At 64.0% G+C, this 21,981-nt stretch carries 17 protein-coding genes; 9 read left to right on the top strand and 8 right to left on the bottom strand.

Going from position 1 to position 21,981, the window contains the following annotated elements:
• Positions 1-10: 10 nt before the first annotated feature.
• Positions 11-1,618 carry an ATP-binding protein gene (locus P3C50_RS09050; protein WP_275545746.1) on the top strand — a complete coding sequence of 536 codons (1,608 nt, stop codon included), beginning with the start codon at positions 11-13 and terminating at the stop codon, positions 1,616-1,618.
• Between the two features lie 433 nt (positions 1,619-2,051).
• On the opposite strand, the gene P3C50_RS09045 is transcribed toward P3C50_RS09050, so the two are convergent.
• Positions 2,052-2,756 carry a 4'-phosphopantetheinyl transferase family protein gene (locus P3C50_RS09045; protein WP_275545745.1) on the bottom strand — a complete coding sequence of 235 codons (705 nt, stop codon included), beginning with the start codon at positions 2,754-2,756 and terminating at the stop codon, positions 2,052-2,054.
• A 659-nt stretch (positions 2,757-3,415) separates the two neighbouring features.
• Between P3C50_RS09045 and P3C50_RS09040 the strand changes: the two genes are divergently transcribed.
• Positions 3,416-5,290, top strand: a complete 1,875-nt coding sequence (locus P3C50_RS09040; RefSeq protein WP_275545744.1) for an MFS transporter — start codon at positions 3,416-3,418, stop codon at positions 5,288-5,290.
• A gap of 116 nt (positions 5,291-5,406) precedes the next feature.
• On the opposite strand, the gene sugE is transcribed toward P3C50_RS09040, so the two are convergent.
• From sugE to P3C50_RS09025, 3 genes are all read right to left on the bottom strand, one after another.
• Positions 5,407-5,721, bottom strand: a complete 315-nt coding sequence (gene sugE, locus P3C50_RS09035) for a quaternary ammonium compound efflux SMR transporter SugE (RefSeq protein WP_275545743.1) — start codon at positions 5,719-5,721, stop codon at positions 5,407-5,409.
• Positions 5,722-5,860: 139 nt separating this feature from the next.
• Positions 5,861-6,808 carry a bile acid:sodium symporter family protein gene (locus tag P3C50_RS09030; protein WP_275545742.1) on the bottom strand — a complete coding sequence of 316 codons (948 nt, stop codon included), beginning with the start codon at positions 6,806-6,808 and terminating at the stop codon, positions 5,861-5,863.
• A 131-nt stretch (positions 6,809-6,939) separates the two neighbouring features.
• Entirely contained in the window at positions 6,940-7,800 is an 861-nt protein-coding gene (locus tag P3C50_RS09025; RefSeq protein ID WP_197856081.1) for a MurR/RpiR family transcriptional regulator, read from the bottom strand.
• 211 nt (positions 7,801-8,011) lie between these two features.
• On the opposite strand from P3C50_RS09025, the gene zwf reads away from it, so the two are divergent.
• The 7 genes from zwf (at position 8,012) to P3C50_RS08990 (ending at position 16,243) form a co-directional block, all read left to right on the top strand.
• The gene (gene zwf / locus P3C50_RS09020; RefSeq protein WP_275545741.1) at positions 8,012-9,481 is read left to right on the top strand and encodes a glucose-6-phosphate dehydrogenase; all 1,470 of its coding nucleotides are present in this window, start codon (positions 8,012-8,014) and stop codon (positions 9,479-9,481) included.
• On the top strand, positions 9,468-10,181 hold the full coding sequence (pgl, locus tag P3C50_RS09015) for a 6-phosphogluconolactonase (RefSeq protein WP_275545740.1): 714 nt from the start codon (positions 9,468-9,470) through the stop codon (positions 10,179-10,181). The genes zwf and pgl overlap by 14 nt, the downstream gene beginning before the upstream one ends.
• Position 10,182: 1 nt before the next feature.
• Positions 10,183-10,854 carry a bifunctional 4-hydroxy-2-oxoglutarate aldolase/2-dehydro-3-deoxy-phosphogluconate aldolase gene (locus tag P3C50_RS09010; protein WP_275545739.1) on the top strand — a complete coding sequence of 224 codons (672 nt, stop codon included), beginning with the start codon at positions 10,183-10,185 and terminating at the stop codon, positions 10,852-10,854.
• 178 nt (positions 10,855-11,032) lie between these two features.
• On the top strand, positions 11,033-12,955 hold the full coding sequence (locus tag P3C50_RS09005; RefSeq protein ID WP_275545738.1) for a HAMP domain-containing methyl-accepting chemotaxis protein: 1,923 nt from the start codon (positions 11,033-11,035) through the stop codon (positions 12,953-12,955).
• 304 nt (positions 12,956-13,259) lie between these two features.
• On the top strand, positions 13,260-15,182 hold the full coding sequence (locus P3C50_RS09000) for a methyl-accepting chemotaxis protein (protein ID WP_275545737.1): 1,923 nt from the start codon (positions 13,260-13,262) through the stop codon (positions 15,180-15,182).
• A 204-nt stretch (positions 15,183-15,386) separates the two neighbouring features.
• Positions 15,387-15,821: a YciI family protein gene (locus P3C50_RS08995; RefSeq protein ID WP_197855302.1), complete on the top strand. Its 435-nt coding sequence runs from the start codon at positions 15,387-15,389 to the stop codon at positions 15,819-15,821.
• Positions 15,822-15,823: 2 nt separating this feature from the next.
• Positions 15,824-16,243, top strand: coding sequence for a VOC family protein (locus P3C50_RS08990; RefSeq protein WP_275545736.1), 420 nt, complete (start codon positions 15,824-15,826; stop codon positions 16,241-16,243).
• A gap of 260 nt (positions 16,244-16,503) precedes the next feature.
• On the opposite strand, the gene ggpS is transcribed toward P3C50_RS08990, so the two are convergent.
• From ggpS to P3C50_RS08970, 4 genes are all read right to left on the bottom strand, one after another.
• Positions 16,504-18,762: a glucosylglycerol-phosphate synthase gene (gene ggpS, locus P3C50_RS08985; protein WP_275545735.1), complete on the bottom strand. Its 2,259-nt coding sequence runs from the start codon at positions 18,760-18,762 to the stop codon at positions 16,504-16,506.
• A 116-nt stretch (positions 18,763-18,878) separates the two neighbouring features.
• On the bottom strand, positions 18,879-20,141 hold the full coding sequence (locus tag P3C50_RS08980; RefSeq protein ID WP_197855305.1) for an MFS transporter: 1,263 nt from the start codon (positions 20,139-20,141) through the stop codon (positions 18,879-18,881).
• A gap of 233 nt (positions 20,142-20,374) precedes the next feature.
• Entirely contained in the window at positions 20,375-21,574 is a 1,200-nt protein-coding gene (locus tag P3C50_RS08975) for an amino acid aminotransferase (RefSeq protein WP_275545734.1), read from the bottom strand.
• Positions 21,571-21,924, bottom strand: coding sequence for a 4a-hydroxytetrahydrobiopterin dehydratase (locus P3C50_RS08970; protein WP_024308976.1), 354 nt, complete (start codon positions 21,922-21,924; stop codon positions 21,571-21,573). Before P3C50_RS08970 ends, P3C50_RS08975 begins: the two co-directional genes overlap by 4 nt.
• Between the last annotated feature and the right edge of the window lie 57 nt (positions 21,925-21,981).

The raw sequence follows: 21,981 nt of genomic DNA, 5'->3' as shown, positions 1-21,981 counted from the left end.
TCGGGCGGCCATGAACTCGATCTTCCTGCGTATCTACGGCGGCATGCTCGCCGCGCTGGTGCTGGTGGCGCTGCTGGGCGTCGGCACGCTGCATCTGGTCAACGAAGTGCGCGGCGATCAGTACCGCGAAGGCCTGGCGCGCGGCACCTTCCGCCTGATGGCGGACAACCTGCTGCCGATGAACGCAGTGGAGCGTAAGCGCGCCCTGGTGGTGTGGTCGCGCCTGCTCGGCATCCCGCTGGAGCTGCAGGCGCTGAGCGACGTGGCGCTGGAGAGCAGCGAGCGCAACCGGCTGCAACGCGGCCACGTGCTGGTGCAGCAGACCGGCCCGCACTCGGCCAAGGTCTACGGCCTGCTCGACGGCACGCAGCCGCTGCTGCTGACCGGCGAGATCCAGCAGATCAGCGAGCAGCTGGCGCGGGCCACCAACTACCTGCTGATCGACGAGCTGGTGCGCTACCCGGTGCATGAGCAGCCGCAGCGCCTGGCCGAGCTGAAGGAGGCCAAGCAGTTTGGCTTCGATCTGCAGCTGGTGCGGCTCGAGGACGCCACCGTCGACCCCGATCAGCGCCGCCGCATCGACGAGGGCGATACGGTGATGGCGCTGGGCAAGGGCGGCGACTCCATCTACGTGTTCTCCGGCATCGTCGATACCCCCTGGGTGCTGGAGATCGGCCCGCTGTACCAGATGAACCCCTATCCGCCGCAGCTGCTGGTGCTGATCGGCGCGCTGGGCCTGAGCCTGATCGGCTTGATCGTCTACCTGCTGGTGCGCTCGCTGGAGCAGCGCCTGCGTGCGCTGGAAAGCGCTGCCACGCATATCGCCAGCGGCCGCCTGGATGCGCGCGTGCCGACGCGCGGCGCGGACTCGGTGGGGCGCCTTGCCAGCAGCTTCAATGCCATGGCCGAGCATCTGCAGACGTCCCTGAGTACCCAGCGTGAGCTGGTACGAGCGGTGTCCCACGAGTTGCGCACGCCGGTGGCGCGGCTGCGTTTCGGCCTGGAAATGATCGCCGATGCGCCCAACGAAAGTGCCCGGCGCAAATATATGGATGGCATGGACAGCGATATCCAGGACCTCGACAAGCTGGTCGACGAGATGCTGACCTACGCGCGCCTGGAGCAGGGCTCGCCGGCGCTGAATTTCCAGCAGGTGGAGCTCAAGGCGCTGATCGACCAGGTGATCGACGAGCTGGCACCGCTGAGCAACAAGGTGCGCGTGGAATGCGGTGCGGCGCTTAGCGTGCAGGCCGAGGGCGCCTGCTGGGTCGAGGCCGAGCCGCGCTACCTGCATCGGGCGTTGCAGAATCTGGTGAGCAACGCCATGCGTTATGCCGAAGGGCGGGTGCTGATCAGTTGCCAGGTCGGCTACAAGCGTTGCCGCATCGACGTCGAGGATGACGGGCCGGGCGTGCCGGAAGAAGCCTGGGAACGTCTGTTCAGTCCTTTCCTGCGCCTCGACGACAGCCGCACGCGCGCATCCGGTGGTCATGGCCTGGGCCTGTCCATCGTGCGCAGGATCATCTACTGGCACGGCGGCCGCGCGCAGATCGGCCGCAGCGACAGCCTCGGCGGCGCGCGCTTCAGCCTGGTGTGGCCGCGGCGCCAGGGCGAGTAGGCGTCGGCGTAGCGCTGCAGCCCGCAGCCCGGCTGCAATCCGCGGTGATTTCTGCATCATCCCCGGATTTTCATCCGGGCTATGAAACTGTGGGAGCGGCCTTGGCCGCGATGTTTCTAATCCGCCCCGTTCGCGGACAAGTCCGCTCCCACAGTGCACGCTGCCACAAGGGGCAGCAGCTACAAGCGCACCATCACCGTCCGCTCGAGCGCACCATGCGCCGATGAAGCGCGCCGGCCCGGAACCAAAAAGCCCGCACTTGGCGTAATGCTGTTGATAAAGAATCGGTCGAACGCGACCAGCTCTGTAGCCCGGATGCAATCCGGGGCTGGCCGGCCACCTGTTCCCGGATTTCATCCGGGCTACGCCGCGACCGCCGCCTGTTCTGTAGGGGGCGTGCGCACCGAGCTAGCCATGGTGAGGCGATGCATGATTACGCCGCCACCGCCACCAGGCTCAGCACCTTGTTGTCGAACAGGGCGAATTGCCCGTCCAGCTCGCTGCCCGCGCGCCAGTCCTCGTTCAGGTCGATCAGCAGGCGCAGGCGCGCGCTGTCCTTATCGATGTCCAGCAGCTCGGCGTCCTGGAAATAGAAGCGTGTCAGGGTCAGCGGGTAGAGCGCCTTGAACAGGCTTTCCTTGATCGAGAAGGTCAGGCTGATACGTGCGGCGCGGGCATTCTCATCGAGGCCGTGCAGGCGTTGCAGTTCGGCGGGGGTGAGGATTTCGCCCTGCAGACGCTGGGCGCGTTCGGCCGGTAGCAGGCGCTCGATGTCCAGGCCCAGGGCGCGCCATCGATCTTCAGGCGCGACCAGCGCAGCAGCCCAGTTGTTGCCATGGGTAATGGAGCCGACCACGCCACGCGGCCACTGCGGCGCGCGGTCTTCACCCGCTGCCGGCACGCTGGCCTGGCCGGTCACGCGGCGCAGCGCCTCGCGCGCACACAGGCGCCCGGCCATGTATTCGGCCTGACGCTTGGCCACGCCGCGCACGGGCGGAATACCGCAGCGGGCGAGGTCGTCTTCGGCGAGCAGGGCGGGGTCGAAGCGCGTGCTGATCAACTGCGCCCCGGCGAGTGGGCGCGGTAGCAGGTCGTAATCGTCGAGGGGGCTGCAGCAGGCCGGGTGGTAGACGTTCATGGGCGCGATTGTGCCGCGCCGCGGACCGTGCAGTCATCCGCCGTTTACATTTCTTTGCAGGCAGTTAACAAAGCTAAACGGACGCTGTGCCTGGCTTTTGTCAGACTGCGCTGGCATTCCCCCAGGGAGTGCAGGTGAGGTTGTAGTCAGTGCGAGGGCACTGACGTTTTCTCCGAGTTCGAGAACGGTAGCCCGATTGGGCTGCCGTTTTTTTTTGCGCTGCGTTTGGCACACCCCACTGGACCGAGGTCGTCGGACGTGGGAGGCGCTTCAGCGGCGAAAGCATCGCGGCTACGACTGCATGGATGCAGGAGGTAGAGCGAAGCAGGATGCCCGAGCCGAAAGCCCCTCCCACAAAGGTAAATGTTGTTCATATAAAAGTGGTGGAGCGCGATTAGTCCCCTGGCCTCTTTGGGGGAAGGGCGGGCCGCGTTCGAATAGGAGAAGCCGGCGGTTTTGCTGCTGTTCGGTCCTCTCCCCCAGCCCCTCTCCCATGGATGGGAGAGGGGGCTAAGCGCACGCAGCCTTAGATGAACAGCATCACTTCCCACGAAGTGGCTTTAGCCAAGGCGTTCGCATTTGCCCTGTGGCTTTCGTGGGGCGATTTGCAGTCAAATGCCTGTGCGGGCAAAAACCGACTCCCGCGAGGACCATGGACGATGACCCAACAATCGCAATTCGCTCTGCTCGGCAAGAAGCGCTTCCTGCCGTTTTTCGTGACGCAATTGCTCGGCGCCTTCAACGACAACATCTTCAAGCAGTCGCTGATTCTCGCCATCCTGTTCAAGCTCAACACGGGCGTCGACCGCGATCTGCTGGTCAATCTCTGCGCCTTGCTGTTCATCCTGCCGTTCTTTCTGTTCTCCGCGCTCGGCGGCCAGTTTGGCGAGAAGTTTGCCAAGGATTCGTTGATCCGCAAGATCAAGGCTGCCGAGATCCTGATCATGCTCACCGGCGCTGCCGGGGTGCTGCTGGACAGCCTGCCGCTGATGCTCGCGGTGCTGTTCGCCATGGGCACGCAGTCGGCGCTGTTCGGCCCGGTGAAGTATTCGATACTGCCGCAGCACTTGAAGGAAGAGGAGCTGGTGGGCGGCAACGCCTTGGTGGAGATGGGCACCTTCCTGGCAATCCTGGCCGGCACCATTGGCGCCGGAATCATGATGGCCAGCAGCAGCTATGCGCCCATCGTCGCCGGCTCGGTGGTCGGTGTGGCGCTGCTCGGTTACCTGGCCAGCCATGGCATTCCCAAGGCTTCGGCGGCTATGCCGGAACTGCCGCTGGACTGGAACATCTTTCGCCAGTCCTGGGCGATCCTCAAACTTGGCCTGGGCCAGCGCCCGGCGGTTTCACGCTCGCTGGTGGGCAACTCCTGGTTCTGGTTTCTCGGCGCGATCTACCTGACGCAGATCCCGGCCTACGCCAAGGAGTGGCTGTACGGCGACGAAAGCGTGGTGACGCTGATTCTCACCGTGTTCTCGCTGGGGATCGGCCTGGGCTCGATGCTCTGCGAGCGCATGAGCGGGCACAAGGTGGAGATCGGGCTGGTGCCGTTCGGCTCCATCGGTCTGACCCTGTTCGGTATGTTGCTGTGGTGGTTCTCTGGCGGCTTCCCGCAGGGCGCCACGCCGCATGACTGGCTGGCGCTGCTGGGCCATGGCCAGGCCTGGTGGATTCTCGGCTGCATTCTCGGCATCGGCCTGTTCGGTGGTTTTTACATCGTGCCGCTGTACGCGCTGATCCAGTCGCGCACCGCCGAGCACGAGCGGGCGCGGGTAATCGCGGCGAACAACATCCTCAATGCGTTGTTCATGGTCGCCTCGGCCATCGCCGCGATCCTGTTCCTGAGCGTCGCCGGCCTGTCGATTCCGCAGCTGTTTCTGGTGGTGTCGCTGATGAACATCGCGGTCAACAGCTACATCTTCAAGATCGTCCCCGAGTTCAGCATGCGCTTTCTCATCTGGCTGCTGGGGCATTCGATGTACCGCGTCGAGCACAAGAACCTGGGCGTGATTCCGGATGAAGGCCCGGCGGTGCTGGTGTGCAACCACGTGTCTTTCGTCGATGCGCTGCTGATCGGTGGTGCAATCCGCCGGCCGGTGCGCTTCGTCATGTACTACAAGATCTATGATCTGCCGGTGCTCAATTTCGTCTTCCGCACCGCCGGCACCGTGCCGATCGCCGGGCGCAGCGAGGACCTGCTGATCTACGACGCGGCGTTCAAGAAGATCGCCGAGTACCTGCGTAACGGCGAGCTGGTGTGCATCTTTCCAGAAGGCAAGCTGAGTGGGGATGGCGAGATCGATGAGTTCAGGGCCGGGGTCGAGCGTATTCTCGAAGAGAACCCGGTGCCGGTGATTCCGATGGCGCTGCAGGGATTGTGGGGTAGTTTCTTCAGTCGCGATCCGCACAAGGGATTGTTCAAACGCCTGTGGTCGCGGGTGTGCCTGGTGGCTGGCGCGCCGGTTGCGCCGGAGCAGGCCAAGCGTGACGTGCTGCAGGCGCAGGTGGCCGAGTTGCGCGGGGATTGGCGTTGAGCTTGTGGGAGGGGCTTTCGGCTCGGGCATTCTGTTTCGCTCCCTGCATCCATGCAGTCGCAGCGGCGAAAGCGTCGCGGCTAAAGCCCCTCCCACATGGCTGGATTCCGGCTTTCTCAGTGGCTCAACTTGAGCCCGACCAACCCGCAGACGATCATCGCCACGCTGGCCAGGCGCAGTAGTGCCATCGACTCGCCGAACAGGATGATGCCGGCGATCACCGTACCCACGGCGCCGACGCCGGTCCAGATGGCGTAGGCGGTGCCCAGCGGCAGCTCCTTCATGGCCAGGCCCAGCAGGCCGAGGCTGACCAGCATGGCGCAGACGGTCAGCACCGTTGGCAGGGGGCGGGTGAAGCCTTCGGTGTATTTCAGGCCGATGGCCCAGCCGACCTCGAACAGACCGGCGAGAAACAGGATGATCCAGGACATGGTTACCTCCGTGGCTGAAGGGGCCGTCCCCGGATGAGCCACCCTGGGCTCAGGGTGTGGAGGTCGTCCTCGCGCGCACCGTTATTGTGCATATCGGCGTGTCCGGGGCAAGGCGCCCGGATTGGCGTGCGGCACTCAATCAGCCGGTGCTTTGTTTGCCATCCTGGCCCATGCGCCGGTAGAGGGTCGCAAGCAGCGGGCCGGACAGGTTGTGCCAGACGCTGAACAGAGCGCTGGGCACGGCGGCCAGCGGGCTGAAGTGTGCGCTGGCCAGCGCGGCACCGAGGCCGGAGTTCTGCATGCCGACTTCGATGGACAGCGTCTTGCGCTGCGCCAGCGACATGCCGAACAGGCGCCCGGCGAGATACCCCAGGCCCAGGCCGATGCCGTTGTGCAGGATCACCACGGCCATGATCAGCAGGCCGGATTCGGCGATCTTGCCCTGGCTGGCCGCGACCACTGCGGCGACGATGGCGACGATGCTCACCACGGAAATCAGCGGCAGTACCTCGACGGCGGTTTTTACTCGCTCGCCAAGCAGACGCTGGGCGATCAGGCCGAGGGCGATGGGCAGCAGCACCATCTTGAGGATGGAAATGAACATGGCGCCGAACGACACCGGCAGCCATTCCGAGGCCAGCAGCCAGATCAGTGCCGGGGTGACGAGCGGGGCGAGCAAGGTGGTGACGGCGGTGATCGATACCGACAGCGCCAGGTCGCCACGGGCGAACCAGGTGATCACGTTGGAGGCGGTGCCGCCGGGGCAGCAGCCCACCAGAATCACGCCCACGGCAATCTCAGGTGGCAGGGCGAATGCCTGGCACAGCACCCAGGCCACCAGTGGCATGATGCTGAACTGCGCCAGCACCCCCAGCAGCACCGCCAGCGGGCGGCGAGCAACTTCATGGAAGTCTGCGCCCTTCAGGGTCAGGCCCATGCCGAACATGATCAGCCCGAGCAGCGGGACGATCCAGGCGGTCAGCGGCAGGAACCAGCTGGGTTGGAAGAAGGCCATGACGGCGAACAGCAACACCCAGACGGCGAAGGTGTTGCCGATGAAACGGCTGAGGGCGATCAGTGCTTGCATGGAATGAGGCCTGGGCTTTTCGGGAAAGCCGGCAAGCCTATCAGAAGCGACGCAATTTGCCTGAACGGCACAATGCGGGCGGGCTCAGACATCATCGGCGCAACCTGCGCGCAGATGCCTTGTCCGAATCTCTACAGCGACTCTTCATCCGCCGGATAGCGGCTGGCGGTCAGGCTTTCCTTGATCTTGCGCAGGTGCGGCTGGAAGTCCACGCCACGGCGTAGGGTGACGCCGGTGGCGAGTACGTCGAGTACGGTGAGTTGAATGATGCGTGAAGTCATTGGCATGTAGATGTCGGTGTCTTCCGGCAGCGGAATGTCCAGGCTCAGGGTGCTGGTCTTGGCCAGCGGCGAGCCGGCGGCGGTCAGTCCGAGGACAGAAGCGCCATTCTCACGCGCCAGGCGCGCCACCTCCACCAGCTCGCGGGTGCGTCCGGTGTAGGAAATGATCACGAACAGATCGCCGGTGTGGGCCACCGAGGCGATCATGCGCTGCATCAGCACGTCGGAGTGGGCCGAGACGGCGAGGTTGAAGCGAAAGAACTTGTGCTGCGCATCCAGCGCTACCGAGGCTGAGGCGCCGAGGCCGAAGAAGTGGATCTGCCGCGCCTGGATCAGCAGGTCGACCGCGCGGCTGACGTGCTGTGGGTCGAGGCTCTGGCACGCGCTATCCAGCGACGCGATGGTGCTGCCAAAGATCTTCCGGGTGTAGGCCTCGGGACCGTCGTCGGCGGACACTGCGCGGCTGACGTAGGCGGCGCCGCTGGCCAAGCTTTGCGCCAGCTGCATCTTCAGCTCGGGGTAGCCGTTGGCGCCGAAGGAACGGCAGAAGCGGTTGACCGTAGGCTCGCTGACACCGGCCGCCTGTGCCAGTGCAGCGATACTGAAACGAGTGGCCTGCTGCGGGTCATGCAGAATCACTTCGGCGACCTTGCGTTCGGCCTTGTTCAGGTCGTCCAGGCGGCTCTGGATCTGTTCCAGCAGGTTGCGCACTCGGTCCATAGGGGCTCCTAACAGCAGGTTTGACGGGCTCGGCAGCAGGCGATCGGCAGCCAAGCGGCCGACCTATCCTACTGATGCTGCCCTCGGGCCACCACTGGCTTATCAGTGGTTATAGAAAATGTTGTTGCTATGACAACATTTTTTCTTGATAAATGCAGTATCACCCGGTATTTCTAGTTCATCTTGATAAAAGAACAAACTCATGCCTGCGATGAAACTCGAATCCTGCACCTTGGCCTTGTTCGGCGCGCTGGGCGATCTGGCTTTGCGCAAGCTATTTCCCGCGCTTTATCAGCTCGATCGCGCCGGTTTGCTGCACGATGGCACGCGCATCCTGGCTCTGGCCCGTGATGGCGGTGAGCCGAGTCGGCATCTGCTTGCTATCGAGCAGGCGTTGCGCCTGTACGTACCGGCGAAGGAGCTGACGGAACCCGACCTGGCGCGCTTCCTTGCGCGGCTGAACTACCTGACGATGGATTTTCTCAAGGCCGAGGACTACGCCGCGCTGCTCGAGCATGTCATCCCTCAGGATCAGTTGATCGCCTACTTCGCCACGCCGGCCTCGGTGTATGGCGGCATCTGCGCCAACCTGGATGCCGTGGGGCTGGCCGAAGGTACGCGGGTGGTACTGGAAAAGCCGATCGGCCATGACCTCTCGTCCTCGCGTGCGGTCAACGATGCCGTGGCCCAGGTGTTCCCGGAGAATCGCGTCTATCGCATCGACCACTACCTGGGCAAGGAAACGGTGCAGAACCTCATCGCCCTGCGCTTCGCCAACAGCCTGTTCGAGACCCAGTGGAACCAGAACCACATCTCCCACGTGGAAATCACGGTGGCCGAGAAGGTCGGCATCGAGGGTCGCTGGGGTTACTTCGATCAGGCCGGGCAGTTGCGCGACATGATCCAGAACCACCTGCTGCAGCTGCTCTGCCTGATCGCCATGGACCCGCCCAGCGATCTGTCCGCCGACAGCATCCGCGACGAGAAGGTCAAGGTGCTCAAGGCGCTGGAGCCGATCAGCGTCGAGCAGCTCGGCCAGCGCGTGGTGCGCGGCCAATATGTCGCCGGCAGCAGCGATGGACGGCCGGTGCCGGGCTATCTGGAGGAAGAGAATTCCAATACCCAGAGCGACACAGAAACCTTCGTCGCCCTGCGTGCTGACATCCGCAACTGGCGATGGGCCGGTGTGCCGTTCTACCTGCGCACCGGCAAGCGCATGCCGCAGAAACTGTCGCAGATCGTCATCCACTTCAAGGCGCCGCCGCACTACATCTTCGCCCCGGAGCAGCGCCAGCTGATCGGCAACAAGCTGATCATCCGCCTGCAGCCGGACGAGGGCATTGCCCTGCAGGTGCTGACCAAGGATCAGGGCCTGGACAAGGGCATGCAGCTGCGCAGCGGCCCGCTGCAGCTGAGTTTCTCCGATACCTACCGCAGTGCGCGCATTCCCGATGCCTACGAGCGTCTGCTGCTGGAAGTGATGCGCGGCAACCAGAACCTGTTCGTGCGCAAGGATGAGATCGAATACGCCTGGCAGTGGTGCGATCAGTTGATCGACGGCTGGCAGCGCCTCGGCGAAGCGCCGAAACCCTACACCGCCGGCAGCTGGGGCCCCATGGCCTCGGTGGCCTTGATCACTCGGGATGGCAGGAGCTGGTATGGCGATCTCTGAACTGAAACTGCCGCAGGGCGTACAGGCCTGCCCCTACGACAGTGCCGAACAGCAGGCCCAGGCGATGGCGGTGCGCGTGGCCGATGTGCTGCGTGCAGCCATTGCCAGTCGCGGTCAGGCCACGCTCGTGGTGTCTGGTGGGCGCAGTCCGGTGCCGTTCTTCGAAGCGCTGGCGCAGCAGGACGTGCAGTGGGCGCAGGTGCTGGTGAGCGTGGCCGACGAGCGCTGGGTGCCGATCAATCACGCGGGCAGCAACGAGGCCCTGGTGCGTCGTCACCTGCTGCGTGGCGCGGCCGCCGAGGCGCGTTTTCTCGGTCTTTATCAGGTCGCTGGCAACCTCGAACAGGCAGCCGAGCTGGCTGATGCGGCGGTCGCCGAACTGGCACCGATAGACGTGCTGGTGTTGGGCGTGGGCGATGACGGCCACACTGCCTCGCTGTTCCCGCACAGCCCCAATCTGCACCAGGCGCTTCAGCCAGCTTGTGCGCGCCGTGTGCTGCCGATGCTGGCGCCGAGCGAGCCGGCGCAGCGCCTGACCCTGACCCTGCCGATACTGGCCAGCGCACGCCTGCCGCTGTTGGCGATCCAGGGCCAGGCGAAACTGAACACACTCAGCGCGGCGCTGCAGCCCGGTGAAACCTCCGAGCTGCCGATTCGCGCGTTCCTGCATTCCCCTCTCGAAATCCATTGGTGCCCCTGACATGACCAGCCTCGACCAAGACCAGCGCGCGCGCATGGCCGACAAAATCGCCGAGATCGACCGCATCTGCGCCCAGGCGCGGATCATGCCGGTGATCACTATCGCCCGTGAGGCGGACATCCTGCCGTTGGCCGACGCCCTGGCCGCCGGCGGCCTGCGCGTGCTGGAGGTGACCCTGCGCTCGGAGCACGGCCTGGAGGCAATTCGTCGCCTGCGTGCCGAGCGTCCCGAGCTGTGCGTCGGCGCCGGCACCGTGCTGGACGAGAGCATGCTCGCCGCCGCAACTGATGCCGGTGCGCAGTTCATTGTCACGCCGGGGAGCGCGCGCGAATTGCTGCTGGCGGCGCTGGACAACCCGCTGCCGCTGCTGCCAGGTGTGAGCAGCGCGTCCGATGTGATGGTCGGCTACGCCCTGGGCTATCGCCGCTTCAAGCTGTTTCCGGCAGAGGTCTGTGGCGGCGTGGCGATGCTCAAGGCGCTCGCCGGCCCCTTCGGCGGCGTGCGTTTCTGCCCGACTGGTGGCATCACGACGGACAACCTGCAGGGTTACATGGCGCAGCCCAACGTCATGTGCGTCGGCGGCACCTGGATGTTCCAGCGTGAATGGGTGGAAAACAGTGATTGGGCGCAGATTCAGCGATGCAGCGTAGAGGCCCTGCAATTGCTGAAGTGACGCCATTTTCGTCCAAGGGCAGTCATTTGGTCATCTAGTTGAATGATGACTTAATAGTGGCGTCATGATATCGTCGACTAATTGGTCACTCTATGTGAGTGCTGAAGGCTAGCGGGCTGGCAACAAGAAAAATTCTCCAGCGGATGCCCAATCCCTCTTCCTTGGACGGAGAATTCTCATGAGCAAATGGCTCGGCAATGTCAGCGTTAGGTTGAAACTCGCTTTCAGCTTCGGCTTCATTCTGTCTCTTACTCTCGTGCTCGCTTTCAGCGGCTGGACCGGCATAAGCCGCATGAGCGAGCGCAGCCAGCGGGTGGTCGAGATCAACCAAGTCAACGATCTGCTCAGCGCCCTGAGAGTGGACCGCGTGCGTTATGTCATGAGCAACGGTGACGAGGAGCGTGGAGAGACCATGCAGCAGTCTCTCGACCGATACCGGGAGGCTCACCAGCGCATCATCGGTAACTTCGTATCGGCTGGGAACATCGGTCTGCTCAAGCAGCAGGATAGCCTGATCGTCAACTATCAGGCCTCGCTGAAGGCCATGAAAGCCGGCTTTGCGCAGGCGGCGCAGGCGCGCAAGGAAATGGGAGGGCTGGCACGCGACGTCTTCGCCGAGATCGAGGCGCTCGAGGGCGGCATAGAGCGTATGCCGGAGTACGACCCGCAGCGCCAGGTGCGCTACCGCGCGATGCGTGATGCCCGTGAAGGTATCCAGCTGATGCGCTACGAGGTACGTGGCTACACCGCCAACGTCAACGCCGACACCGAAGCAGCCGTGGCTCGACAGGTGCAGCGCACGGCCGACAGTCTGGTCCAGCTGGAGCTGTCCATGGGCAGTGAAAGCGCCACGCAAGTTAAGGCGATTCAAAGCGGTTTCGAAACCTACCGGGCGGTGGTAGCGGCCTTCCAGCAGGCCAATACTGCGGCGCTCAAGGCGCGTGACGAGTTGGACCAGGCCGGTAACGAAATCGTCAGGCTGAGTAACGAGCTGATCCGCAACCAGATCATGCAGCGCGACAGTGACAGCTCGTCAGCCAAATCCATACAGTTGATCGCCACGCTGGTAGCACTGCTCGTCGGCATTGGCGCAGCCATCGTGATAATCCGTCAGATCACCCGCCCGCTTGGCGAGACGTTGGCGGTGGTCGAGCGCATCGCCTCGGGCGACCTGACCGACCTGCCGGAAACCAGCCGTAGCGACGAAATTGGCGTGGTGCAGCAAGGCGTCCAGCGTATGGGCCGCTCCCTGCGTGAGCTGATCGGTGGCATCAGCGACAGCGTCAGCCAGATTGCCAGCGCGGCCGAGCAGCTCTCGGCTGTGACGGAGCAGACCAGTGCCGGGGTCAACAGCCAGAAGCAGGAAACCGATCAGGTGGCGACCGCCATGCAGGAGATGTCGGCCACGGTCAACGAGGTGGCGCGCAATGCCGAGCAGGCCTCGCTCGCCGCGGCGGACGCGGATGCCGAGGCGAACCAGGGGGATCGCGTCGTGGCCGAGGCGATTGGCCAGATCGAGGCGCTGGCCGGCGAGATGGCGCGCTCCACCGACGCCATGAATCTGCTGCAGAAAGAAAGCGAGAAGATTGGCAGCGTGATGGACGTGATCAAGGCCGTGGCCGATCAGACCAACCTGCTGGCGCTCAACGCAGCCATCGAGGCCGCGCGTGCGGGCGAAGCAGGACGCGGTTTTGCTGTCGTTGCCGATGAAGTGCGTAGCCTGGCGCGGCGCACGCAGCAGTCCACCGAAGAAATCGAAAGCCTGATCGGCGCTCTGCAGCGCGGTACCGAGGAGGTGGCGGGGGTGCTCGGCCAGAGCCGCAGCCTTACCGAAGGCAGCGTCGAATCGGCGCGCAAGGCTGGCGTTGCGCTGGGTGTGATCAATCAGAAGGTGTCCAATATCCAGTCGATGAATCAGCAGATCGCCGCGGCTGCCGAGCAGCAGGGTGCGGTCGCCGAAGAGATCGGCCGCAGCGTACTGAGCGTGCGCGACGTGGCCGAGCAGACCGCTGCTGCCAGCGAGGAAACCGCCGCCAACTCGGTGGAGCTGGCGCGCCTGGGTGGCCAGCTGCAAAGCATGGTCAGCCGCTTCCGCGTTTGATCCGGTAAAAGTGGTGCGCACGGCGTGCACCACTTCAATAGCCTGCCGGCGAGACCTACGCCGTGATAGTGGCTGCTACACGCCTTGTTACATCCTCATCTTTGCCTGAAAACTGTCGCCATCGTCTGTCATGAGGTGCTGACGGGTCGGTGCAACTGGCTGCAGCCCGTCGGATGGCTGGCAAATTACTGGCAGGCCAGCTTGGCAGCGTTGCTGCCCGTTCCCTAGAATCGCGGCCTTTTTCTCGCTGGCCACAACAATAAATCTCCAGCCCTTTGCATTGGTCAATTCTGTTGGAGAATTTATGAAAAGCTGGTTTGCGAACATCAGCGTCACCTACAAGCTTGCCATCGGCTTTGCGCTTGTCCTGCTCATGACGGCGGCACTGGCCCTGGCTGGCTGGTCCAGCCTGGGCAGCCTTATACAGCGCAGCGACTGGATGAGCGATATCAGTCGATTGAGCGATTCGTTGACCAACCTGCGCGTGGTGCGCCTGCAGTACATGCTCGCCAATGGTGATGAGCAGATTGCCCAGAACGTACAGAAAACTCTGGATGAATTCTCCGCTCAGCACCAGCAGGTTCTGTCTACCTTCAAAAGTCCGGAGAACGTGCGCCTGCTGAAAATGCAGGAGAGCGAGATCAAGGCCTACCAGATTTCCCTGAACGCCATGCGTGCCGCCTACCGTGGGATCAACGATGCGCGTCAGGGCATGGTGAGCAGCGGCGGCAATGTCGGGCAAACGCTCGATGAGATCAGTGCCGCGGTGGTGGCCCTGCCGGACTACGATGAAAGCCGGTTCGCACAGTTTCAGGCCATCGCCAAGATCAAGGACGACTGGCAGGTGGTGCGTTACCACGTGAGGGGCTACATCTTCAACGCCACTGCGGAAACCGAGCGTACCGCCATGACGCAGATCGATGCGAGCCTGGCAGCCCTTGGCCAGTTCCGCGAGCGTTTCGCCGGTGAGCATCTTGAGCGTATCAACCGCGCCGAGGGTGCTCTGAGCGATTATCGTAACGCGCTACTGGCGTTCAAGTCCGCGAATGAAAGTGTGGCTGTGGCCCGCAAGGAAATGACCGAACAGGGCTATCGGATCGTCAATGCCAGCGCCGAGCTGACGCAGATCCAGATGACCCGCCGCGACAGTGAGAGCGCCAGCGCCCGCACCCTGCAAATCAGCGCCACGTTACTGGCCCTGCTTTGCAGTGTGCTGGCGGCGTGGGTCATTACCCGGCAGATTACCGGCCCGTTGAAGGACACCCTCAATGCTGTCGAGCGCATCGCCGCAGGTGACCTCACCCAGAGCTTGCAGGTCACGCGTCGCGATGAAATCGGTGCGCTGCAGCAAGGTGTGCAGCGTATGGGTAACGCCTTGCGTGAACTGATCAGCGGCATCCGTGACAGCGTCAGTCAGATCGCCAGTGCCGCCGAGGAATTGTCGGCAGTGACCGAGCAGACCAGCGCCGGGGTCAACAGCCAGAAGCTGGAGACCGACCAGGTGGCCACGGCCATGCAGGAGATGTCGGCCACGGTGCAGGAGGTGGCGCGCAACGCCGAGCAGGCCTCGCTGGCGGCGTCGGATGCGGACCGCGAGGCCTATCAGGGCGACCAGGTGGTAGCTGAAGCGATCAAGCAGATCGAAGAGCTGGCTGCGGAAATGTCCCGCTCCAATCAGGCCATGCACCAGTTGCAGCAGGAAAGCGACAAGATCGGCAGCGTCATGGACGTGATCAAGGCCGTGGCTGACCAGACCAACCTGCTGGCGCTCAATGCGGCCATCGAAGCGGCGCGGGCCGGTGAGGCCGGGCGTGGTTTCGCTGTGGTGGCGGACGAAGTGCGTAATCTGGCACGGCGTACCCAGCAGTCCACCGAAGAGATCGAAAGCCTAATTGGTGCGCTGCAACGCGGTACCCAGCAGGTGGCCGGTGTGCTGCAGGAAAGCCAAGTGCTGACCGAGGGCAGCGTGGAGCGTGCGCGCAAGGCGGGTGACTCGCTGGCGAGCATCAACCAGAAAGTCTCCAACATCCAGTCGATGAACCAGCAGATCGCCGCCGCGGCTGAGCAGCAGGGCGCCGTGGCCGAAGAGATCGGCCGCAGCATCATCAATGTGCGCGACGTGGCAGAACAGACCGCCACGGCCAGTGACGAGACGGCCAAATCCTCGGCCGAGCTGGCGCGCCTGGGCGGCCAGCTGCAACTGCTGGTCAGCCGCTTCCGCGTTTGATCCTGCCCGCGCGGCGCGCTCCCTGAGGCGCCGCGCGACGCATCCGCGCCGCGGGTCGTATCTGGCGACCCGGCACAAATCTTTCATCGTCTGTCGATTCTCTCTTCACCCGTTCGACTACTGCATAGAACCCCGCCCTGGGTTCACTGTCAGCCGTAGGGAGGCACCCTGCGCGCGACTTCGACTCGAACAAGGAGAAAGGCGATGCGTTTCATGGTGATTGTCAAGGCGACTGCCGATTCAGAAGCCGGCGTGATGCCCAATGAGGAGTTGCTGACGGCCATGGGCCGTTACAACGAGGAGTTGGCTGCCGCTGGCGTGATGCTGGCCGGCGAGGGGCTGCACCCCAGCAGCAAGGGCGCGCGGGTACGGTTTTCCGGGGCGCAGCGCACGGTGATCGATGGTCCGTTCATGGAGACCAAAGAGCTGGTTGCCGGTTTCTGGATCTTTCAGTGTGAGTCACTGCAGGCCTGCATCGATTGGGTCAAGCGTTGCCCCAACCCCATGCCTGGCGAATCCGATATCGAGATTCGGCAGATTTTCGAGGCCGAGGATTTCGGCGCCGAGTTCACCCCCGAGCTGCGTGAGCAGGAAGACCGTATTCGCGCGCGCATCAGCAAAGAAGACCAAGGAGAGTAACGATGAAGATACATGCCTATCTGATGTTCGACGGCCAGTGCGAGGAAGCCTTCAATTTCTATGCCGAGCTGCTGGGCGGCAAGCTGGAGCTGATGCGCTTCGGCGAAAGCCCTGATGCTGGCGAGGTACTGCCGGAGTTTCACGACCGGGTGATGCATGTGTGCCTGACGGCGGGTGACCAGGTCCTGATGGCCTCGGACACCATCCCGCAGTATCCGCACGAGGGGATCAAGGGCTGCTCGATTTCCCTGCAGGTGGATAATGTGCCGGAGGCCGAGCGCCTTTACGAAGCGCTGTCGGCCGGTGGCGAGGTGCAGATGGAGCTGCAGGCCACCTTCTGGGCGACCCGCTTCGCCATGCTCACCGACCGCTTCGGCGTGCCGTGGATGATCAATTGCGTGATCGATAGCCAGCAGGGCTGATAGCGAGCCTTGAGCGTAGCCCGGATGCGATCCGCGGGCTCTCGTTCGCGGCTGAAACGGAATGCCGCCCAGCCGCTCCAACAGGCTTTGCTCCATGTAGGGCGGGTGCAACCCGCCAGAGATGGTGGCGGGTTTCACCCGCCCTACGGGCTGGCGCGGATGTAGTTCGGTGAAAAGTGGGATCGGGTGGCTTCGCGGCTGAAGCCGCTCCTACCCAACTATTAGTCTGTAGGAGCGGCTTCAGCCGCGAACGCTGTTTTTCAGCCCACCAGCGTCAGCGGTTCGCGCTCTTCCTCTACCTGCACGCCGGCGAGGAAGTCCTCGCCCCAACGGCGGATGTCGTTGAAGCAAACGATATCGAACAGCTCGCGCAGACGCGCCTGGGCCTCGCTCTTGGGCAGGTTCAGCGCCAGGTAGCAGGTCTGCGCCAGGTCGGCCGGGTCGTGCGGATTGGTCAGCAACGCGCCCTTGAGCTCAGCCGCTGCACCGGCGAACTCCGACAGCACCAGTACACCGCGCCCGCCCAGCAGGCCTTGCGCGGCGACGAACTCCTTGGCCACCAGGTTGAGGCCGTCACGCAGTGGGGTGATCCACATGACGTCGGCCATGGCGTACCAGGCGCTGACTTCCTCGAACGGCAGGCTGCGGAAGAAGAACTGCAGCGGTGTCCAGCCGACGCGGGCGAAGCGTCCGTTGATGCGCCCCACGGCCTGTTCGATTTGCGTCTGCAGCTCGTCGTATACCGTCATTTCGCGTGCTGCCGGCACGCACACGGTGACCAGGGTGACCTTGCCGAGCAGCTCGGGGTTGTCGTCGAGCAGGCGCTCATAGGCGTTGAGCTTTTCCAGAATGCCTTTGGTGTAATCGAGGCGCTCGACCGCGAGAATCAGCTTCACGCCCTTCATCTCTTCGCGCAGCTGGCCCATCAGTTCCTTGATCTTCGGTGCCTCCAATGCGTTGCGCACGCGGTCGATGTCGAGGCCTACCGGGTGTGCGCCGAGCTTGACCTGGCGTGTACCGGTATCCAGCGCCGTGGTCATGCGCTCCAGGCCCACGGCGCAACCATAGGTGATGAAGCGCGGGGCGCAGCTCTGCCGTTCCAGGGTCTTGAGTGGGAACACACCGCGGGCGACGTCGACGAAGTTCTCCACCTGACGCGGGATATGGAAACCGATGTAGTCGCATTGCAGCAGGCTGCCAATGATCTGCCGGCGCCAGGGCAGCACATTGAACACGTCGGCCGAGGGGAAGTAGGTGTGGTGGAAGAAGGCGATGCGAAGATCCGGGCGCAGCTCGCGCAGGTAGGCCGGCACCATCCACAGGTTGTAGTCGTGCAACCAGACGATGGCGCCCTCGGCGGCTTCCAGCGCGGTGCGTTCGGCGAAGGCGCGGTTGACCTTTAGGAACACCAGCCAGTCGTCTTCGTTGAAGGTGGCGCGCTCCCAGAAGGTGTGCAGGGTGGGCCAGAAGGCTTCCTTGGAGAAGCGCTTGTAGAAGATGTCCACATCCTCCTTGCTCAGCTTGACCCGCGCGGCGGTGAGCTTGGGATAGCGCTCGGCGTCCACCGTGGTGTGGCTGTCGAACGGCTCGTCGCCGTCCTCGTGCACGGCCCAGGCGACCCAGGAGCCGGGCTGGCCGTCACCGAAGAAGCTGAGCAGGGTGGGGATGATGCCGTTGGGCGAGGTGGGACGGCGGCGCTGCAACTTGCCATCGGCGCCTCGGTATTCCTCATAAGGCAGGCGATGGTAGACCATCACCAGCTCGGCCTTGCCCGGCTGGGCGGCCTGGCGCCGTTCGGCAGCGATGCCGTGCTCGCCGAGAAAACCGAAATGGGCGAAGGCCTCGAGAATCCCGCCGCAGCCTGGGCGGACGGCGTGCAGGGTGCGCGAATGGCTGCGCGTGGCTTCCAGCAGCGCAGCTTCCGACTGGCCGACGCACACGCCGTGGAAGTTGGCGCTGAGCATGGACAAATCATTGAGCGTATCGCCGGCCGCCAGCACCTGATCATGGTCCAGCTCCAGCCAGTCGGCCAGGGCCTGCAGGCTGCTGCCCTTGTTCACGCCTTTGGGCAAAAAATCCAGGTACAGCTCGGCGGAGTAAAGCAGGTCGCAGCCCAGTTCATCGGCGATCTCGCCTAGCGCCGGGTTTGCCGCCTGCTCAGGCGTGCAGAAGTAGGAGCAGCGGCGTGCCTGCGGCACGTCCTGGCGCTCCAGGCCGAACGGCTCGATGGCGCTGGCCACCTGGGTTTCGCCAGGCCAGCGTGCATCGACCACGCTCTGCAGCGGCTGGATCGGTTGCAGGCTGTCGCCATGCACCAGGGTCGCGCCGACGTCGGCGACGATATAGTCCGGCTGCGGCAGCGTCGGGTCGGCCAGCAGCGGCAGCACCGCTTCCAGGCTGCGCCCGGTGACGTAGGCGAGCTTGATCTCGGGGTGGGCGGCGATGGTCTGGTAGAGGCTCAGGCGGTCTTCGGGATCGCCGGCGAGAAAGGTTCCATCCAGGTCGGTGGCTAATAGCATCGTGTTTCTCCAGAAGTGGCCAATGCGGTGCGCGTCGATGACGGGCGGCCGACCGGCCGGGTTCTGGCTGCTTGGGGTAGGCTCGGGGCCTTGCCGAAACAGCCATCCTTAGGTGTTCAGGAGGCGTGGGGGAAAGGTTCCTCCGTGGCTTCTTGGTCTTGCGCTGGCGCATCGGGCATCAGCTCCAGCACCGTGGGGCTGGTGCGTAGCATCGGCACGAAATGCGCGGCGTCGCCGCTGACCAAATCGCTGACATGGCGCAGCCGGTAAAAGGTGTAGGCAGCCAGCAGGCCGAGGGTGCTGGCGAAGTACAGCGGCAGCGCGCTGGCGCCCAGTTGTTCCATCAACACGCCGGCCAGCAACGGCCCGCACACCGAGCCGATGCCATTGACCATCAGCAGGCTGGCGGAGCCGGAGAGAATCTCGTCTGCGTGCAACTGGTCGATCAGCTGCGCTACGGCGATAGGGTAGATGGCGAAGGCCAGGCCGCCCCAGATGAAGATCGCGCCGAGTAGCAGGGGCCCTGCCGGCAGCAGGCTCATGATCAGCGCAAGGACGACCGCCAGCACCACCACCCAGAGCAGCACCTGGCGCCGGTCGCGGCGATCCGAATAGATGCCGATGGGCCATTGCAGCAGCGCGCCGCCGAGAATGGTGGCGGTCATCAGCAGGCCGACTCCGGACGTATCGAAGCCGGCAAGGCTGGCATAGACCGGCGCCATTCCCCAGAAGCCACCCATCGCCAGGCCTGACAGGCCAGCGGCGATGATCGCCAGCGGGGCGATCCGCCACAGTTGGCGCAGGTTGGTCGGCGGCGACTCGGGCAGTGTCGGTTGTGCCTGGCGGGTGAGCGTGATGGGCATCAGCGCGGCGCTGATCAAGATGGCGGCGATGGCGAACAGGGTGAATTGCACCGGGTCGGCCAGATGCAGCAGTTGCTGTGCCAGCGCCAGGGCGCCGAGGTTGACCGCCATGTACACGGCGAATACCTGGCCGCGTTTCTCGTTGGGTGCCTGGGCGTTGAGCCAGCTCTCGATGACCATGTACAGCGTCACCAGCCCCAGGCCATAGAGCACGCGTAACAGCAGCCAGACCCAGGGATCGATCAACAGCAAATGGAGCAGGGCAGCGATGGCGGCCAGGGCGGCGCAACAGGCGAACGCGCGAATGTGCCCGATGCGCCTGACCAGCGGCGTCGCCAGCCAGGTGCCGAGGAGGAACCCGACGAAGTACCCGGACATTATCAGGCCGAGCATCGTGGTGGAGTAGCCTTCGGCGACGCCACGCAGGGTCAGTAGGGTGTTGAGCAGACCATTGCCAAGCAGGAGTAACGCGACCCCGCTCAGCAGTGAACTGATAGGGGCAATGAGAGACCACATGCGAACTACCCTAGGGAACTGTGCCCCTCATGGCAAGCACGAAGCACGCCATGATATTTGCGTTTCGCTTGTAAGTAATTGATTTTAAAGTGTTATTTTTAATGATAAACGGTGGGTCAATTTTTCTGCGGTAAAAATTGCCCGATCATGGTGCCTCGCTTGCCACGCGAAGGCCGCACCATAGCCGGGAAGAGGACAGGCGGCAGGTGATAAAGGCCCGCCGCCTGCCTGTTTCAGTTCACGCAGACTCGGGCAATGGCTGCAGCCAGTTGATCCAGCCGGTTGCCATCCAGCCCGGCGACGTTGGCGCGGCCGCTGCCGACCATGTACACGCTGAACTCCTCGCGCAGGCGTTGCACCTGCAGCGGCGACAGCCCGGTGTAGGAGAACATGCCGCGCTGTTCGGCGATATGCGCGAAACGCTCGTTCAGCCCGTGCGGCGCAAGTGCTTCGACCAGGCCACGGCGCAGGCTGGCCACGCGCAGACGCATACTTTCCAGTTCGTCCAGCCAGAGGCCTTTCAGCTCGTCGTCGCCGAGGATCTGCGCCACCACTGCAGCGCCATGGGCGGGCGGGGTCGACCACAGGTTGCGGGCGATGGAGGCCAGCTGGCTGCGGATGTCGATGAGTTTCTCGGCGTTGCCGGCGCAGACGATCAGGGCGCCGGTGCGCTCGCGATAAAGGCCGAAGTTCTTCGAGCAGGAGCTGGTGATCAACAGCTCCGGCAGTTCGGCGGCGAACAGGCGCACGGCCCAGGCATCCTCCTCCAGGCCGTCGCCAAAGCCCTGGTAGGCGAAGTCGATCAGCGGCAGCAGTTCGCGCGCTTTGACCACTTCCAGCACGCGCTTGAAGTCGCGCGGGGTGAGATCGAAGCCGGTGGGGTTGTGGCAGCAGGCATGCAGCAGCACCACGTCGCCCTTGGGCAGGTGGGCCAGTGCCGCGATCATCGCTTCCACGTCGAGGCGGTTGTCGGCGCCGACGTAGGGATAGTGGCCGACCTTGAGCCCGGCTTCGGCGAACAGGGTTTCATGGATCGGCCAGGTCGGATCGCTCAGCCAGATGCCGCGTCCCGGCAGGCAGTGGCGGATGAAATCGCCCACCAGGCGCAGCGCACCGGTACCACCGGGTGTTTGTGTGGCAGCGGCGCGCTGCTCGGCCAGCAGCGGCGAGTTGGCCCCCAGCACGAGCTGGCTCAGGCGCTCGCCGAACGCCGCGTCGCCATGGCCACCGACATAGGTCTTGGTCTGTTCGAGGTCGATCAGGCGCTGCTCGGCCAGTTTCACCGCGCGCGGAATCGGCGTCAGGCCCTGGGCGTCCTTGTACACGCCGACGCCAAGGTCCAGGCGCGCCGGGTTGCTGTCCAGGCGATAGGCTTCCATCAGGCTGAGGATGGGGTCGCCCGGTACGCGGGCGACCTGGTCGAAGTGACTCACTTGCGGCCCTCGGCGCTGGCGGCGAGCACGTCGGTGCGCGCGGCCATGATGAAGTCGTTGCGGTGCAGGCCGCGCATTTCGTGGCTCCACCAGGTGACGGTGACCTTGCCCCATTCGGTGAGCAGTGCCGGATGGTGGCCAACCTCTTCGGCGATGGCGCCAACGGCATTGGTAAAGGCCAGGGCATGGCGGAAGTTCTTGAACAGGTACACGCGCTCCAACTCCATATGATCGCCACGCACCTCGATGTTCCAGTCGGGGATCTCGCGGATCAGCTCGGCCAGTTCTTCATCGGACACTTTCGGCGCATCGGCGCGGCAGGCTTCGCATTGGGCTTGGGCAAGACTCATGGGGGTTCTCCTGAATAGATTTTCGTAGGGTGGAAAACCGCGAAGCGTTTTCCACCG

It is taken from the genome of Pseudomonas sp. Marseille-Q0931 (genome assembly GCF_940789645.1).
GTDB lineage: Bacteria > Pseudomonadota > Gammaproteobacteria > Pseudomonadales > Pseudomonadaceae > Aquipseudomonas.
Note: the sequence above shows the minus strand (reverse complement) of the source record. Positions and strands in the feature narration are given on the sequence as shown.

Excerpts from the sequence above, each read along its gene's own strand:
- ggpS (WP_275545735.1), bottom strand. The coding sequence starts at position 18,762 with ATGCTATTAGCCACCGACCTGGATGGAACCTTTCTCGCCGGCGATCCC.
- P3C50_RS09045 (WP_275545745.1), bottom strand. The coding sequence starts at position 2,756 with ATGAACGTCTACCACCCGGCCTGCTGCAGCCCCCTCGACGATTACGAC.
- P3C50_RS08970 (WP_024308976.1), bottom strand. The coding sequence starts at position 21,924 with ATGAGTCTTGCCCAAGCCCAATGCGAAGCCTGCCGCGCCGATGCGCCG.
- P3C50_RS08990 (WP_275545736.1), top strand. The coding sequence starts at position 15,824 with ATGAAGATACATGCCTATCTGATGTTCGACGGCCAGTGCGAGGAAGCC.
- P3C50_RS09010 (WP_275545739.1), top strand. The coding sequence starts at position 10,183 with ATGACCAGCCTCGACCAAGACCAGCGCGCGCGCATGGCCGACAAAATC.
- P3C50_RS09005 (WP_275545738.1), top strand. The coding sequence starts at position 11,033 with ATGAGCAAATGGCTCGGCAATGTCAGCGTTAGGTTGAAACTCGCTTTC.
- sugE (WP_275545743.1), bottom strand. The coding sequence starts at position 5,721 with ATGTCCTGGATCATCCTGTTTCTCGCCGGTCTGTTCGAGGTCGGCTGG.
- P3C50_RS08980 (WP_197855305.1), bottom strand. The coding sequence starts at position 20,141 with ATGTGGTCTCTCATTGCCCCTATCAGTTCACTGCTGAGCGGGGTCGCG.
- P3C50_RS09040 (WP_275545744.1), top strand. The coding sequence starts at position 3,416 with ATGACCCAACAATCGCAATTCGCTCTGCTCGGCAAGAAGCGCTTCCTG.
- P3C50_RS09000 (WP_275545737.1), top strand. The coding sequence starts at position 13,260 with ATGAAAAGCTGGTTTGCGAACATCAGCGTCACCTACAAGCTTGCCATC.
- P3C50_RS09050 (WP_275545746.1), top strand. The coding sequence starts at position 11 with ATGAACTCGATCTTCCTGCGTATCTACGGCGGCATGCTCGCCGCGCTG.
- P3C50_RS08995 (WP_197855302.1), top strand. The coding sequence starts at position 15,387 with ATGCGTTTCATGGTGATTGTCAAGGCGACTGCCGATTCAGAAGCCGGC.
- P3C50_RS09030 (WP_275545742.1), bottom strand. The coding sequence starts at position 6,808 with ATGCAAGCACTGATCGCCCTCAGCCGTTTCATCGGCAACACCTTCGCC.
- zwf (WP_275545741.1), top strand. The coding sequence starts at position 8,012 with ATGCCTGCGATGAAACTCGAATCCTGCACCTTGGCCTTGTTCGGCGCG.
- pgl (WP_275545740.1), top strand. The coding sequence starts at position 9,468 with ATGGCGATCTCTGAACTGAAACTGCCGCAGGGCGTACAGGCCTGCCCC.